The sequence below is a fragment of the Pantoea sp. SORGH_AS_0659 genome (genome assembly GCF_031453915.1).
GTDB lineage: Bacteria > Pseudomonadota > Gammaproteobacteria > Enterobacterales > Enterobacteriaceae > Pantoea > Pantoea leporis.
The window spans coordinates 226,171-241,776 of the sequence record NZ_JAVJAK010000003.1; the positions used below are offsets into that span (position 1 = coordinate 226,171).

Here is a 15,606-nt window from a genome sequence, read left to right on the forward strand (position 1 = left end):
TAGCGAGAAGCGGAAGCCAAATTGCTTTCCTTTGCGGGGCAGGGGGTGCCAACAAAGCTCGGCAATATTGAGGAAACATATTTGTTGAATCCGGTAAATCTCAGTGCTAAAAGAAAAGAGCAATTTTTTTGGATTCGTTGTGTTTCCTGTTCCTGATACCCAACCCATAAGAGAAAGTCAGAAAATGATTAAGTCAGTTCATCCAGTTACAACCGTTACCACCACCGGAACTTTCGGCGGCGTGGGCGTATCTGTGACTGGCTCCTGACAAAACAGACTCTGACTCCCCGCCAAACCGGACGGGGAAGAAAATTTCTCCGTTCATGACTCACTGAATGGAGATACATCATGATTTCATCTGAAAATGCGCTTTTAGTTATCGATATGCAGCAGGGACTTTTCCGTGGCCCCGCCTCACCGTATTTTGCCGACTCGGTTCTGTCTAACATCTGCTTGCTGATTGAAAAAGCGAGGTAGGCTAAGGTGCCCGTATTTTTTGCCCGCCACACCGGACCTGATGATTCTCACTTCTCTGAGCAAAGTCCGTTGACACAACTGATACCCGAAATGAATGTGAACGCCGAGCACGATGTCGTGTTTATCAAAAAGCACCCCAACTGTTTCCGGGATACGAACCTGCAGCGTCAGCTTAGCCAGCGAGGTGTTAAGGAACTGGTTATCGCCGGGATGAAAACAGAATTCTGTGTGGACACTACCTGCCGCGCAGCACCGGAACAGGGATTCAGGACCGTGCTGATTTCAGATGCGCACACGACAATGGATAACAATTACCTTTCCGCAAATGAAATCATCAGCCACCACAACGTCACACTAGCTGGCCCGTTTGTGTCGCTCGCGACAGCAGCTGACTGGGCCTTTCACTCTGAGAAATGAGTTGAGACTGAGAGCCGCCCTCAGGGCGGCTAAGGTGCTTAAAGTCCGCTTCAGGCACGAAGCAGAAGTGCGTCTTAGACAAGGTCCGCTATGAGCGAAAAGCGGACATTATTTTGGGGGCGGAAACGTCGTAATGACTCAACCGTTAGGGAGTTTTAATTTTGCTTGTTCTGGTAAAGATCCCAGCGGTTGCCGTACAGGTCCTCAAATACAACTACTGTTCCGTACTCCTCTTCGCGAGGCTCTTGGGAGAATGTAACGCCTTTTAATTTCATGGAGTTGTAGTCGCGCCAAAAGTCATCAGTTTGCAGAAAAAGGAATACCCTTCCACCACATTGATTGCCTATAAAATCTTCCTGCCTCTCATTTGAAGCGCGTGCCAGTAGAAGATTGCAATCGCTTTCCGGGTTAGGTGTGATTACGACCCAACGTTTACCCTGCTGAGGTGTATCTTCAACGAGAGTAAACCCCAGCGTTTCCGTGTAATACTCAATTGCCCGATCATAGTCATCAACGACTATGGCCACATATCCCATGCATCGCTTCTGCGTTCTCATTTCTGTTCCATTAGGTTTCAGACATAACTACCAAGAAACATTTTTTTAACATAAATGATCCTTAGTTGCATTATGGGTTTGTCCAAAGCACTGAAGTCTGCTTTTCGCTCATAGCGGACATGGGCCTGCACAACGTCCGTTATGAGCGAAAAGCGGACGTCTCAGCTTTAAAAAGTTGATGTCGATTTTAAATTACAAATGATCCGGTATTAGTTTGGCGTACCGGATCATCAATAATGACTAAATTTTCTATGGTTCTAAAGCACATGTGGTCGATGCAATCAAACCACCCTTTACAGCGGTAAAGGGGAATAAGCAGGAAAATCGGTATAACCTCGCGCGTCCCCGCCAAAGAAGGTGTCGCGGTTAAATGCGGTCAATGGGAATGCATGGCGAATACGCTCTGGCAAGTCGGGGTTTGAAGTGAAAAGGCGACCAAAGGCGATTAGATCAGCGTCACCCTGTTGCAGCATACTTTCTGCATCATCCGGCTTGAAACCGCCTGCCGCAATAATGGTTCCCTGATAAAAAGCACGCAAATCTCGGCTTGCGACCGGTTCGGAATAATGTCCTGACTCCCTGTCATCTGGACCGACGATACGGGGTTCAATAATGTGCAAATAGGCCAGCTCTAACGGGTTCAATTGCTCGACCAGATAGCGGAAAGTCGCCGTGGGATTACTGTCATGCATATCGCCATAGATACCGCTCGGAGAAATACGTAAGGCAACGCGTCCCGGCCCCCACACAGCATTGAGTGTTTCCACTGACTCCAGCAAAAAACGCGCACGGTTTTCAAGGCTGCCACCGTAGTTATCAGTGCGCTGATTGCTGCCATCCAGCAGAAACTGTTCAGGTAAATAGCCATTGGCTGCATGCAACTCGACACCATCAAATCCAGCGGCTTTGGCTCGAAGGGCGGCCTGTCGCAGCTCATCCATAAGACCTTTTATCTCACTCGTTTCTAATGCACGGGGCTCAGGAAAAAGTTTGCCCTCATACGCGCCCTGGGGATTTTTAACCACGCCATAGGTATCTCTGGCGATCAGCGCAGAAGGGGCGATGGGTTGGCGGCCTGCTGACAATTCAGGCAGCGACTGGCGGCCCGGATGCCAAAGCTGAAGTACGATTTGACTGCCACGAGCATGTACCGCCTCGACTAATCGTTGCCAGCCCGACTGTTGTTCATCAGTAAAAATACCCGGAGCATCTTCATAAGCGTTAGCAAAGGGAGACACAGCTGTTGCTTCAGCGATAAGTAGTCCTCCCTGACTTGCACGCTGGCGATAGTATTCAATCATTAATTCGCCCGGGATACCGCCCTTTACGGTTCGCATGCGCGTGGTGGGCGCCATCACCACGCGGTGACTCAGCTGTAATTTTCCAGCAGAAACAGGTAACAGTAACGTCTTCATAATATTCCCCTCGCAATGAGGAAGAGCTCCTGTTCACAGGGAGTTCCTCGTTATGGTCATTATCAAGTTCAGTGGTTTACTTTATCGGTGGTGGCTAGCCATCAGGCCTGTTGCTGAGCCATGGTGTGTACAACCTGGGCCGCGCTTATTCCCTCAAGGGCCAGACCATAACCAATGCCTTCTTCTAACAGTCGTTTCAGGCGTTGAGTCAGTGCAATACGGGTATAACGCGAGGTCAGCGGCGGAAGGGCGGCAATACCATCAGCAATTTCATGTGCACGAGCAAGGAGGTTATCTGCGGGAACAATTTCGTTCACTACCCCCCACTCTTTCGCCGTCTGCGCATCAAGCACCTGACGGGTAAGCAGGAAGTAACGACCGCGGATTGAGCCGATGACTTCTGGCCACAAAATGTGAACGCCATCGCCGGGAACAATACCGAATTCGAAATGGGGTTTATCCTGGAAAACCGTCTCTGGAGTTGCCAGTACGATATCGGTCAGCAAGGCATATTCGCTGTGAAGCAGCACCGGGCCATTTAACGCGGTGATCATCGGGACTTCGATATCCAGAATGTTGCTGAGCACCTTTTTGCCTTCACGCAGGATTTTGTCGAAACCGAGCGGACTGAAGAAATCGAACCCTTCCGGGCTGATGGCGTCCATAAAGGCATCACCTGAGCCGGTTAGGATCACAGCGCGGTTTTCACGGTCTTCGCCGATGGCGTGAAAAAGGGAAACAAACTGTTCGTGGGTGTGGCCATCAAAAACCAGCTTTTCACCGGCTGTGTGGAACTGGACTTCCAGTACGCCATTGGGTTTGCGCGTCAGGCGGGCATTGGCAAAGGCATTACGATAAGAGTCAAACGTTGTCATGGAGGCGATCCTTGTTGTTTCCAGCCCGGAGTGGCTGGCCGTGAAACAACACTATTCCATTCCCATTAAAAAGGGATCGCCTCATGATTAGATAACAGCTATTCCCATAAGGAATAGCTGTAGCTATTTTTCCGCCATGATGGTTTCAACAAAGCCGGCGAACTGTCGTGCTTTGGCGCTTGCCAGACGGCCATTAGGGAACACGGCCCACAAATCGATGGATGGCAGCTGCCATGCCGTTAGCACTTTTCTGACCGCGCCGCTTTTAAGTTCCCCTGCAAACATCCAGTCAGAAGCAATGCACAATCCCATATGACTGAGCACGGCAGCGCGCTGACCTTCGGCGGCACTGACTCGAATGCGCCCTCTCAAAGAAATGGGAATAACCGCGTCCTCGCGGGTAAATGACCACAGGCTTGGCTGAGGGTTATAAAGAACGGCATCATGTTCTGCCAGTTCGGCTGGCGTGCTGGGCTCCCCTTTGCTGGCAAGATAGTCTGGCGTGGCGATAACGGATCGTGGACTTGTCGCCAGTTTACGGGCTACGGCAGTAGAGTCGGGCAGGTTTCCCATCCTTAACGACACGTCAACACCTTCGGCAATCAGGTCAATCACCCGGTCATCAAGAATGACGTCCACATCCAATTCGGGGTGTTCCTCAAGAAAACGTGGAAGCTGAGGAATGACATGCAGCCTCGCAAACGTGGTGGCTGCTGAAATGCGTAATTTTCCGGACAGCCCTTTTCCCGCGCCTCTGGCGGCCAGTTCAGCCTCGTCTGCTTCCTGCAAGGCGAGACGCGCCCGCTCGTAAAATCGCTGGCCTGCCTCGGTTGGTGTCAGGCCATGGGTTGAACGGGTCAACAAACTGGTGTGTAAGCGGGCTTCTAGCTGAGCCACAATTTTCGATACGGCAGGTTGACCGATGTTGAGCTGTCTGGCCGCAGCTGAAAAAGACCCTGTATCCACTACGCGAATAAACGTGGCCATAGCCTGAAAGCGATCCATCTCATTCCCCTGAAGAATAGTTGTTATCCCGGCAGGATAACTACTATTCCCGTGACGTGCCAGCCAATATCTTGCACAGCACCTCGGGAATGGCCCGGCGGTAATTTTAACCAGGAAAGGATCATGATAGATATCTATGCATTTGCTACGCCTAACAGCATCAAAGTGCCGATTGCGCTGGAAGAACTCGGTCTTGATTATATTTTACACGCTGTGAATGTGCGTAAAGGAGAGCAGAAATCGGCTGAATTCATCACCCTTAATCCTCACGGCAAAGTCCCGGTGCTTGTCGATACGGATGCCGGTTTCGGGAAGCGGGTGCTGACCGAATCCGCCGCTAATCTGGTTTATCTTGCCGAAAAGAACGGAATACTTTTGCCTGCCGCTGGCCTGGAAAGAGCGCGCGTATTTGAGCAGTTATTTTTTCATGCTTCTGGACTGGGGCCTGCTTTTGGTCAGGCCGGATTCTTTCTACGTCAGGCAGCTGGGCCGCAACCGCTGGCAATGCAACGTTTTTCATCAGAAGCCGACCGTACAGTAAAAGTGCTGGATAGCATCCTTGCCGATCATGAGTTTGTCGCTGGAGAGGCATTTTCGATTGCCGATATCGCGCACTTTGGCTGGTTGTGGCGTCGCGAGTTTGCTGGCGTAAGCCTTGAAAACGCACCGAATGTTACACTATGGTTTGAACAGATGGCGGCACGCCCTGCCGTCAAGCGCGCGATTGAACGCGTTAACGCGCTCGCCTCAGTTTGAGGCGCTGCACTTTAGAATATCTGAGAGATGGTTTTTAACCCTGTTCCGGCGCTCTGTCCCTGAGATCAATAACTGGAGTAAATGATGAAGAAAACATTTCTGATTACCGGTGCCAGTAAGGGCATCGGGCTGGCACTGTCCCATCGGCTTGCCGGTGCGGGGCATCAGGTGGTTGGACTGGCGCGAGGCGCTAACCCACACTTTCCCGGTACCTTAATCAACGCAGATCTGGCAGACGTTGAGCAAACCCGCCAGACCTTTGAATCCTTGAGTCAGCAATTCGTCTTTGACGGGATAGTAAACAACGTCGGGCTGGTAAAGCCACAGCGCCTTGGTGAAATCGATTTAACCCAGTTTGACGATGTGATGCGCGTCAATCTCTTCCCGGCGATACAGGGAACTCAGGCTATTCTGGCTGGAATGAAGGATCGGGGCTGGGGAAGGATCGTCAATATTTCCAGTCTTACCGTGCTGGGCAGCGTTGAGCGGACCGCGTATGCCGCAGCTAAAGCGGCCTTGATTAGTTTCACCCGTAACTGGGCTCTGGAACTCGCTCAGACCGGAATTACCGTGAACGCCGTGGCGCCCGGTCCTACTGAAACCGAACTTTTCAGGGCAAACAATCCGCCAGGAAGTGAGGGTGAGGCGCGCTATCTTGCGGGTGTACCTATGAAACGGTTTGGGCAACCGGTTGAGATCGCTGCAACAATTGCCTTTCTGATGTCGGAGGATGCGGCCTTTATAACAGGACAAACCTTATATGTTGATGGCGGTGCATCGATAGGCAACCTAATTTTTTGATAGGTAAAAATCGAGGCCAGAATCAAATTTTGCCCCTTCAAGTGACTTAATAGCGGCATGCTGTTATGTCCGCTGTTGGCGAGAAGCCGACATGCACACTGCACGATCCACTTTAACCACGAAGCAGGTCATGTGTTTACAGCTCTGAGAGCGTTGAGAAGAAAGCAAAGTATGATGACTCAATACTCACCTATAATTGCCCGACTGAAGACGGAGCGGTGAATATTGCCTATGCATTTTCAGTCGCGCCCACGCGTATGGCATGAGCATCAGATGTCGCTGGATAATACCTGCTCGATAAAAAGCACGAAGCGAAACGCCGTGTCGAGATCGGCAATGTTTAATGCGGGTCACTAAAGATCCTGAACTCATCAGCCGATAAATAGAGATCAGCTTTTGCGGCCCTAAGATGCCTCATAACAGGCTCTGGCAGTGCTGCGATGGAAAGCATGACGTTATCATAATCAGGCACTTTTTCAGCACCTGATGGGTTTTAGCAGCAGAAATAAATGTGTTCAGCATCATCGGCAAACAACGGAATCACCAGCATGAATATCGCGATCAAACCCACACTTTCTGCCGTTTGGTCGACGGATGCACGGGGCATTTGCATTGCCAGCCAGGAAAGCCCTGAAGGCTTATTGCCCCTACTTAAAGGCATAACGCTTTGTGAGTGGCTTAGCCTTGCGCTGGTAGAGGAAGATGCAAAAATCGCGATGCAGCTGACAGCGGCATTAGAGTTTAAGACGCCATTTAATATAGAGGTGCCGATCAAGTGTCTGGATGGAACGATGCGCCATGTGATTGTTTCAGGTCTGCCGGCATGCCAACCAGGTGATTCTCATACACAGTTTAGCGGCTTCGTTTTAGATGTTACCGGACAGCGCAAAGCCCTTCAGGACGCGCTGCGCACGGCGACAGAATATCGTTTGTTGATTGAAAACAGTACTGATCTGATCGCCCACTGTGATGCGGATGGTCGGTACGTTTCGATCTCTCCTTCGTATAGCGAAATGATAGGCTGGTCAGCCGATGAAATAGTGGGCCAGCTGGTGGTGGACTTCCTGCATATCGACGATCAAAAGCCTGCTGCGGCAGTTCTGGCAAATATCTTCAACGGTGCTGAGTTACCAGACGTCGTCGAGGTGCGTAAAAGGCATCGTAACGGTCACTACATTACACTTGGCACTAAGGCCTGCGGCGTAAGCGATCCCTCTACAGGTAAAAATATCGGAGCAGTGCTGGTTTCGCGTGACATCACCCGTGATAAAGAAAAGATGTTGATGCTTGAGCTGCTCGCGACCCGCGACACCTTAACCGGACTGCCAAACCGAGCCTGGATCAACGACAAAGTGCAATCCATGCTTACGCACGTAGAAGATCCTGCGTATACGACTGTCCTGTTTATCGATCTGAATGGATTCAAAGCAGTTAACGATTCGATGGGGCACGCAATAGGGGATATGTTGCTGCAGCAGGTAAGCGAACGGCTACAAAGTTGCATGCGCCAGGGCGACTCGTTAGCACGTCAGGGAGGAGACGAGTTTGTCGTGGCAGCAAAGTGCAGTAGTCATGATGCTGCAGCCGCTATTGCACTGCGCCTCATAGACGGCCTGAAGGGTCCTTTTGCTATCAATGGCGTAGAAGTAAAGATCGGCGCATCGATTGGCATCAGCCTGGCACGATTTGGGACAAAAACGGTAAATACGTTATTTGAAAATGCCGATACAGCGATGTATCAGGCTAAAGCACGACGTGATGGGTCATATCAATTTTTCCAACCTGATACGCTGCCAATGTGAGATTAAGCCAGCCCGTTTCACATGCTCTCTCCGGCGCTCAACTTCTTTTCCATTTAGCATGATCTTCAAGTATGTGATGAAGTTGGCCAGAGGAGGGCATGCCGGTCGCCGTTACCACGGTGAGGACAAAATAGGACAGACTTTCAGTATGATTATGGCGTTTTCTGGTATTACAGGAAGCTGTCGTTTCCTTTTCAATCCAATCTGAGTAATGGTAAGAGCGTAACATAAGTTAAATTTTCTCGAAGTAAGCGTGTTTTTAAAACACGCTTCGTTTTTAAAATAATGTAACTAAAAAAATATAAAATATTTTCCCTAAAATAAAGGTTAATTTAAATTGAGTTATTTACGGGGTTAAATTAATCCAAAGCATTTAAAAATGCCAAATTTAACTTAAGTAATCCGTGATAACTCAAGCAGTTCTTATATTTTCCGTGCGTGATGAATTTGAGTGAAGCCCTTATTAATTTGTCGCGCAGGCAGGGTTAATTTCACTGTCTATAATTCCTCTTCTTCGGCAAAGCATCTTGAACTTTAAGAGAATTATAAATGAAAATATCTACACGTCTGGCTGCGGGTTTCAGTCTGCTCATTATTCTTTTCGTATTGTGCACGGGGATTGCTCTGAACGCATTATGGCAGGCGCGGGATGGGATGGAAGATACGGTCAATAACAAGATGAAGCGCTTTACGCTGGTTCAGGATATGCGGGGAATTGCTCGAGATATGGCCATTGCCGTGCGCAACCTGGCTTTACTGAGCGATCCCGTAGAAATGCAGCCTGAATGGCAAAGATTAATCTCGCAGCAGAAAAATTATATTGAGAAGCGCCGTGAGCTGGTAGATAGCATGAGGTTCAATGTTTCCTCTCACGGGAAGGAGGCTCTTGAAAAAGTCGTTGCCTCTGAGAGCGCCGCGATGGAGACGTTAATGATCGCAGGGCAGATGGGACTCGATAACCGTCAGCAAGAAGCAACGGTTTACCTCATGAAAACGGCGCGACCGGCGCAACAGGCATTAATGGGATCGCTGGATGCGCTAACAAACATCGAAATGACACTCAGCAAGGATACGATGGCTGAGAATAGTGCATCCACGACACGTACAGCGTTTATTTTATTAATAATGGCGGCGCTCTCGGTGATTATTTCTGTGGTGACCGGTTATTTAATCGTACGTGTACTGATGCGTCAGCTAGGCGGCGAGCCCGCCCAGGCACAGGCACTTGCGGCAGCCATCGCCGCGGGGAATCTGACAACCTCAATAACCTTGCGCCGTAACGATAAGCACAGCCTACTGGCATCGTTAGATCGTATGCAGGAGAGTCTACGTGGACTGGTATCACAAATTAAAGACTCGGCTGGATCCGTTGCTTTAGCCGCGGATGAGATATCAAAAGGCAACACTGAACTTTCATCCCGTACTGAACAGCAGGCCGCTGCGCTTCAGGAAACGGCCGCGAGTATGGAGCAACTCACGGCAACGGTGAAAAGTAATACTGCAGGTGCACAGCAGACGGCACAAGTTGCACGTGGGACAGCAGAGCTGGCGCGAGCTGGTGAGGCGGATGTGCAGAAAATGTCGGATACGATGAACGAGATTTCTCTCAGCGCGACAAAAGTGAGGGATATTACTTCCGTCATTGAAAGCATTGCCTTCCAGACCAATATTCTTGCACTCAATGCCGCCGTTGAAGCTGCTCGCGCCGGTGAAGAAGGAAGGGGATTTGCCGTGGTTGCCGGTGAAGTCAGAACGTTAGCACAACGAAGTGCGACTGCTGCACGGGATATCAAACAACTCATTGAGCAGGCCGTAGGGCAGGTGGAAAGTGGTGTGAACGTGGCGACAGGAACCGGGCAGAGCATCATGAAAATAGTCAGCATGGTAGGTGAGCTTGCGGATGCGATGGACGAGATATCTCTGGCTTCTTCTGAACAAATGCAGGGAATTTCACAGGTCAGCATTGCCGTCAGCCAAATGGATGGCGTAACGCAGAACAATGCTGCATTGGTTGAAGAGTCCTCCTCTGCGTCGCAAGAGCTTTCTGCTCAGGCACATGCGTTGCGAGGCATGGTTGAAGCGTTCCAGGTTTAATATTTTCATTTACATTGGGGCTCTTCTTTAATCTGGGCCCCGCATTGTTTGATTTCTTTTCGTTCGACTCCGTGTGAAAACAGCCTCAGGCAAGCTTACTCTGTGGCTCTTCCTGTTAAGGATGGGTCGCTGAGATGGCGCTAAATACCTCGTCAGTGACGATGGCCGGGTATTACCGCAATATGAACTGCTCAGTTAACAATAAACACGATGCCAACAATGTCCGCTCCTGCCATAGTGGACGCTGTGCATGACAGCGTCCCCTATGAGCGAAAAGTGGGTCTTCGCGTTTAAAGCAGGGTTTATTAACATTGTCGATGGATGGCAATGCAATCAACTCAGGATTGCCTGGGCTTAGCATTCAGCCTTTATTTACCCTTTTCAGCAAGCCGCTAAGCTTTTGCACAGCCGATGTGATAATCACAAAAAATACGGGCACAAAGAAGATGGCCAGCAGCGTACCGCTAAGCATCCCGCCGAACACGCCTGTGCCAATCGCATTCTGGGTGCTCTTACTGGCACCGTTTGCCATCATCAGGGGAACCACACCAAGAGTAAAAGCCAGTGACGTCATGATAATTGGCCGCAGGCGTAGTCGGGCTGCTTGCTTCGTTGCCTCAAGCAGCGGCTCACCCTGCGCATAAAGTTGTCGCGCAAACTCTACAATGAGGATGGCGTTTTTGGTTGAAAGTCCGATTAGTGTGATCATACCGACTTTGAAAAAAACATCGTTAGACATACCTGCGAGAAATACCGCCAGTAGAGCGCCAGCCATACCCAGCGGAACGACAAGTATTACTGAAAGCGGTACTGTCCAGCTCTCATACAGCGCGGCAAGCACCAGGAAAACAATAAGAACGGATAAGGCGATCAACAGCGGCATTTGAGCCGCTGAGCTACGTTCCTGCAGCGAGGTGCCAGTCCACTCAGTGTAATAGCCTGCTGGAAGAGAAGCGGCAAGTCGGTCCATTTCAGCCATCGCTGCCCCGCTGGAGTAACCAGCAGCGGCGCTGCCAGTGATTTTAATCGCCGGATAGCCCTGATAACGACTGAGCTGCTGCGGCGACTGGGTCCAGTCCGTCGAGATAAAGGCCGACAGCGGCACCATCTCACCCGAGGCATTCCTAACGTAAAGCTTGAGTAAATCTGCCAGCTGCATACGGTAACGGGAGTCCGCCTGCACAATAACCTGTTGTACTCGCCCGTTATCTACGTAGTCATTGACGTAGTTTGAGCCAATCGCGACTGACAGCATCTGATTAATGTCGTCAAAGCTGACGCCCATTGCCTGCGCTTTTTCTCTATCTACCTCAAGAGTGGCACTTACACCCGCAGGTAAACCCTCAATGTAGACATCACTGACCACGCCACTGTTATTGGCTTTCTCCGTTAGCTCTGAGGCTGTCTGCAACAATGCTGTAAAACCGCGGCCGGCACGATCTTCGAGGTAGAGGTCAAAACCCGATGAAGTCCCCATATCAGAAATCGCGGGCGGCATCAGGCTCATTACCGTGGCGGCGGGATCGTCATTCATCTTCGTCTGGACAAATTTTGCTTCACCATCAGCGGTCGCGCCTTGCCGTTCGCCCCATTCTTTCAGGGTGGTAAAGGCCATCGCGGTGTTCGGACCGGATCCGGAAAAACCAAAGCCAAAAATGGAGATATTACTGGCAATGCCGGGCCTTTCCATGATCGCTTTTTCAAGCCGATCAACCACATGACGGGTTCTCTCTTGTGTGGCATCTGACGGCAACTGGATCGACGTCATAAAGTAGCCCTGATCGTCTTCAGGGATAAAGGATGAAGGCAGCGCCAGATAGGCAGCAAAAATCACCGCACTCAGCATGGCATAAATCAGCATGACGCGGCCACCACGGCGCAGCGTGACGTGCAATGCCCGCTCATAGCTTGTCGTTAGGGCACTGAAGCGGCGGTTAAACACGCCTGCAAAGCCTTTCTTTTCTACGCCGTGCTGCGCAATCGGCTTCAGCAGGGAAGCACACAGTGCAGGGGTCATCGTCAGCGCAAGAAAAGCCGAGACCAAAATGGAAACAGCCATCGAAAGTGTGAACTGCCGATAGATGACGCCAACCGAGCCGGTGGCGAATCCCATGGGAATAAATACGGGCGGTAAGCACCAGCGTAATACCGATAATCGCTGGCGTAATCTCGCGCATTGACTTACGTGTTGCTTCTTTTGGCGACAGGCCTTTTTCAGCCATCAGGCGCTCAACGCTCTCCACTACCACAATCGCATCGTCAACAATGATGCCGATAGCCAGCACCATGCCAAACATGGTCAGCACATTAATGGAAAACCCGCTCATCAGCATTACAGTAAAAGTGCCGAGCAGCGCCACCGGCGCGACAATTGCCGGAATAAAGGTATAGCGCAGATTCTGCAGAAATAGCAGCATCACCAGGAATACCAGCACCATGGCTTCAATAAAAGTGTGGATGACTTTCTCAATCGACAGCTTCACAAACGGCGCGGTATCAAACGGCACCGAGAACGCCATGCCCTGCGGCAGCACCGTTGAGAGTTCATTTAGCCGAGAACGCACGCCCTCTGCCGTGCTGACGGCATTGGCACCCGGCATCAGCTGGATCGCTGCGGCAGTAGCCGGATGGCCGTTTTCACGAATCGCGTACGCGTAGCTCTGCAGACCCTGTTCCACGCGCGCCACGTCAGCCAGCCGGACGCGCGAACCGTTACTTAGCGCCTTAAGCGTAATGTTGCGGAACTCTTCCTCAGAACTGAGCTGCCCGCGTACGTTAAGCGGGTAGGTCACCGCTTGTCCGGGCTGCGCCGGTTCATCGCCGATTCTGCCCGGCGAGACCTGGGCGTTCTGCTGGCTCAGCGCGGTGGTAACGTCGCTGACCGAGAGCTTATAGTTAAATAGTTTGACCGGGTCCAGCCATACGCGCATTGCTTTCTCAGCGCCGAACAGCTGTACTTTGCCAACGCCTGGCACGCGACGTAGTTCCTCAGAAACGTTACGCGCAAAATAGTCGCTTAGGTCCTGTTCGCTGAATCGACCCGAGGGCGAGCGCAACCCGACGATCATCAGAAATCCCGCGTTGGCCGCCTCCACGTTCAGACCGTTCTGACGTACGGTCTGAGGCAGCCGGGATTCAACCACCTTGATTTTGTTCTGCACATCAACCTGAGCGAGCTTGATGTCCGTTCCGGGGTTAAAGGTCACTGTAATGCTGGCAGTGCCTGACGTATCACTTGAAGACTCGAAGTAGAGGATGTCGTCAACGCTGGAGATTTCTCTCTCGATCAACGAGATGACCGACTCATTCATCGTTTCTGGCGTGGCGCCGGGATAGGTCACCGTAATGCTGACGCTCGGAGGAGCCACAGCGGGGTACTGCGCCACGGGCAACTGCGGAATGGCAATTATGCCTGCCAGTACAATAAACAGGGCGATAACCCATGCAAAAACAGGCCTTTCAATAAAAAATTGCGGCATCGGAATATCCGGGAATAAGCAGTAAAATTTGCAGTGTGCGTTAGGATCAGATTTGTTCCGTATGGACGCGGCGGCCGATATCACTCAGCTGGGAGTATTTCTCCAGCAGTTGAGGGCCATTATCCAGGCTGGTAGCGAACATCCACATATAGGTCATGACCGAATAAATGTGCCCGGCACTGATCCCCGTTGTCTGCGTCATCCAGATAATGGTCAGACTAAATAGCATGGCGACAAGCACGCCGATTGACAGATATCCCATTGCTTCGCGATCGGAGAGGCGTATGCGTAATCTGGCGAGCGTGGAGTAATGTCGCTGTAAAGATAACGATGTCGCCCTGCTAACAAAATCAACCTCTTTTTCCAGCCGATTATTGAGTTTGTTATAGAGCACTTCATTTTTACGGGCAAAACCAGGCAGGAAACAGGCCAGTAAAGCCAGGATGACCAAACAGGCAATACCCGCCCAGAATTCGATAATCAGCAACATTACTGCGGCACCCATCATCGAAAACAGCGAAGTGATGAGCATAGGAAAGTGCAGTTCAAAAAAATCAACAAACTCTCTCGACAACACAACCCGTGCTGCAACGGTTGAATGATTAAAGTTATTTTTACGTTGAGTCTTAATCACGGATACCGCCAGGGCCGCATAAATCCTGGCAAAAGTGCGGGTATCAACGCTTCTGCGCGCTGCACCCAGACACCAGATAAATAAGATCAATACGCCATAGAGCATCGCATTTATCGTCTGCCCGGACATGATGGCGTTAATGGAGACGCCAGCCAGAATCGGATACAACAGATAAGTGAAGTTTTCGGCAACGACCAATAAAAAAGTAAAGAAAAGCTTTTTGCGGTAGCGGTTAGCCAGTGATTTCAGCGTGCCGGAGGCGCTTGTGGTCGGGGAGATAGCCTTTATATTTTCAGTGTTCATGAGTGGTACTTCTGTTAAAATAGAGCAAGTGCTCAATAATGGTATATGTTATTTGAGCAACCGCTCAAAGTCAACTGAGGTAAGAGATGAACGCTAAATCTGAGCTAATGAAAGAGAAAATTCTTAATGCGGTTATTGAGTTATTTACAGAGAAGGGTATTGATAAGGTTAAAACGCGAGATGTAACAGAGTATCTGGGCCTATCACGAAGCCATATTTACCATTATTTTAAAGACTGGCAGTCGCTGAGTCTCGCGGCAGTAACAAGTTTTATCAATGCAGAAATTAAGGAATTTCGTTTCATCATTCAGCCTTTATCCGCCAGGCAAAAATTGCAGGAATTTATTAACGGGATGATTACCGATGCCCCCGACCCGACCCGTAAATTATATGGTTCCTTATGGTTACTCTCTACTCATGACGAAGCTTACGCGAGTCTGATGCAAACCTTTCTGGATGAGTGGCATGAGGTGCTGGCAAACATTATACAGACAGGCATGGACGAGCAGTCGTTCCGAATTGTTGATGTGCACCGCGTAGCGCGCCAGTTGGATGCAATGCTGTTTGGTTATAGTGAGCAGATTTTAACCCTGCCATCTAAAGGCTTAGTAGAGCAGGCGAAGGAAGATATCGACGATTTTATCCATAGAAACATACTGACATGCTGATAAAACATTAATTTAGCGTGACGGCCCTGAACTGCAAGGGTGGAGCGGTCAAGACTTAGGGGCGGCAGAAGCGTTTTGCTTCAACTCTGTCTCCTGCAAGCCCCCCGGATGAATATGTTTAAATTATGAAGTGGGCTATAAAACGGGAAAAAGCTCTACTAGCAACATCCACTGCTGGGGCTAACCAAATACAAATGCAGAGCCATGCCCGTTCATCATTTATTTCAGACGACAACTCATTCATTCGTAACAGGCGCGGTTTTCGCATCGTTGTTAACCGGCCTGGTAGCCGTGGCAGGTTGGCTTTTTATCAAATAACCGTT

Annotated in this window: 10 protein-coding genes and 2 pseudogenes; 6 read left to right on the top strand and 6 right to left on the bottom strand. The window is 50.3% G+C overall.

The window, feature by feature from the left end; translation table 11 throughout:
• Window positions 1–348: 348 nt before the first annotated feature.
• A pseudogene (locus Q3H59_RS22200) lies at window positions 349–894 on the top strand (cysteine hydrolase family protein).
• A 155-nt stretch (window positions 895–1,049) separates the two neighbouring features.
• Here the strand turns inward: Q3H59_RS22200 and Q3H59_RS22205 are convergent.
• The 4 genes from Q3H59_RS22205 to Q3H59_RS22220 all read right to left on the bottom strand — a co-directional run bounded on the left by Q3H59_RS22205 (window position 1,050) and on the right by Q3H59_RS22220 (window position 4,746).
• Window positions 1,050–1,451, bottom strand: coding sequence for a VOC family protein (locus tag Q3H59_RS22205; protein WP_280173241.1), 402 nt, complete (start codon window positions 1,449–1,451; stop codon window positions 1,050–1,052).
• Between the two features lie 293 nt (window positions 1,452–1,744).
• Window positions 1,745–2,866, bottom strand: a complete 1,122-nt coding sequence (locus Q3H59_RS22210; protein ID WP_280173240.1) for an alkene reductase — start codon at window positions 2,864–2,866, stop codon at window positions 1,745–1,747.
• Window positions 2,867–2,967: 101 nt separating this feature from the next.
• Entirely contained in the window at window positions 2,968–3,741 is a 774-nt protein-coding gene (locus Q3H59_RS22215) for an enoyl-CoA hydratase/isomerase family protein (RefSeq protein ID WP_110866701.1), read from the bottom strand.
• 123 nt (window positions 3,742–3,864) lie between these two features.
• Window positions 3,865–4,746 carry a LysR family transcriptional regulator gene (locus Q3H59_RS22220; protein WP_309837317.1) on the bottom strand — a complete coding sequence of 294 codons (882 nt, stop codon included), beginning with the start codon at window positions 4,744–4,746 and terminating at the stop codon, window positions 3,865–3,867.
• Window positions 4,747–4,869: 123 nt separating this feature from the next.
• Between Q3H59_RS22220 and Q3H59_RS22225 the strand changes: the two genes are divergently transcribed.
• The 4 genes from Q3H59_RS22225 to Q3H59_RS22240 all read left to right on the top strand — a co-directional run bounded on the left by Q3H59_RS22225 (window position 4,870) and on the right by Q3H59_RS22240 (window position 10,199).
• Window positions 4,870–5,502, top strand: coding sequence for a glutathione S-transferase family protein (locus tag Q3H59_RS22225; protein ID WP_280173238.1), 633 nt, complete (start codon window positions 4,870–4,872; stop codon window positions 5,500–5,502).
• A gap of 81 nt (window positions 5,503–5,583) precedes the next feature.
• Window positions 5,584–6,303, top strand: a complete 720-nt coding sequence (locus Q3H59_RS22230; RefSeq protein WP_280173237.1) for an SDR family oxidoreductase — start codon at window positions 5,584–5,586, stop codon at window positions 6,301–6,303.
• A gap of 548 nt (window positions 6,304–6,851) precedes the next feature.
• Entirely contained in the window at window positions 6,852–8,105 is a 1,254-nt protein-coding gene (locus tag Q3H59_RS22235) for a sensor domain-containing diguanylate cyclase (RefSeq protein WP_280173236.1), read from the top strand.
• A 549-nt stretch (window positions 8,106–8,654) separates the two neighbouring features.
• Window positions 8,655–10,199, top strand: a complete 1,545-nt coding sequence (locus Q3H59_RS22240) for a methyl-accepting chemotaxis protein (RefSeq protein WP_280173235.1) — start codon at window positions 8,655–8,657, stop codon at window positions 10,197–10,199.
• Window positions 10,200–10,560: 361 nt separating this feature from the next.
• Here the strand turns inward: Q3H59_RS22240 and Q3H59_RS22245 are convergent.
• Both Q3H59_RS22245 and Q3H59_RS22250 read right to left on the bottom strand, forming a co-directional pair.
• A pseudogene (locus Q3H59_RS22245) lies at window positions 10,561–13,678 on the bottom strand (multidrug efflux RND transporter permease subunit).
• 46 nt (window positions 13,679–13,724) lie between these two features.
• On the bottom strand, window positions 13,725–14,615 hold the full coding sequence (locus Q3H59_RS22250; protein ID WP_277975107.1) for an ABC transporter six-transmembrane domain-containing protein: 891 nt from the start codon (window positions 14,613–14,615) through the stop codon (window positions 13,725–13,727).
• Window positions 14,616–14,701: 86 nt separating this feature from the next.
• On the opposite strand from Q3H59_RS22250, the gene Q3H59_RS22255 reads away from it, so the two are divergent.
• On the top strand, window positions 14,702–15,283 hold the full coding sequence (locus Q3H59_RS22255; RefSeq protein ID WP_101761064.1) for a TetR/AcrR family transcriptional regulator: 582 nt from the start codon (window positions 14,702–14,704) through the stop codon (window positions 15,281–15,283).
• Window positions 15,284–15,606 lie beyond the last annotated feature (323 nt).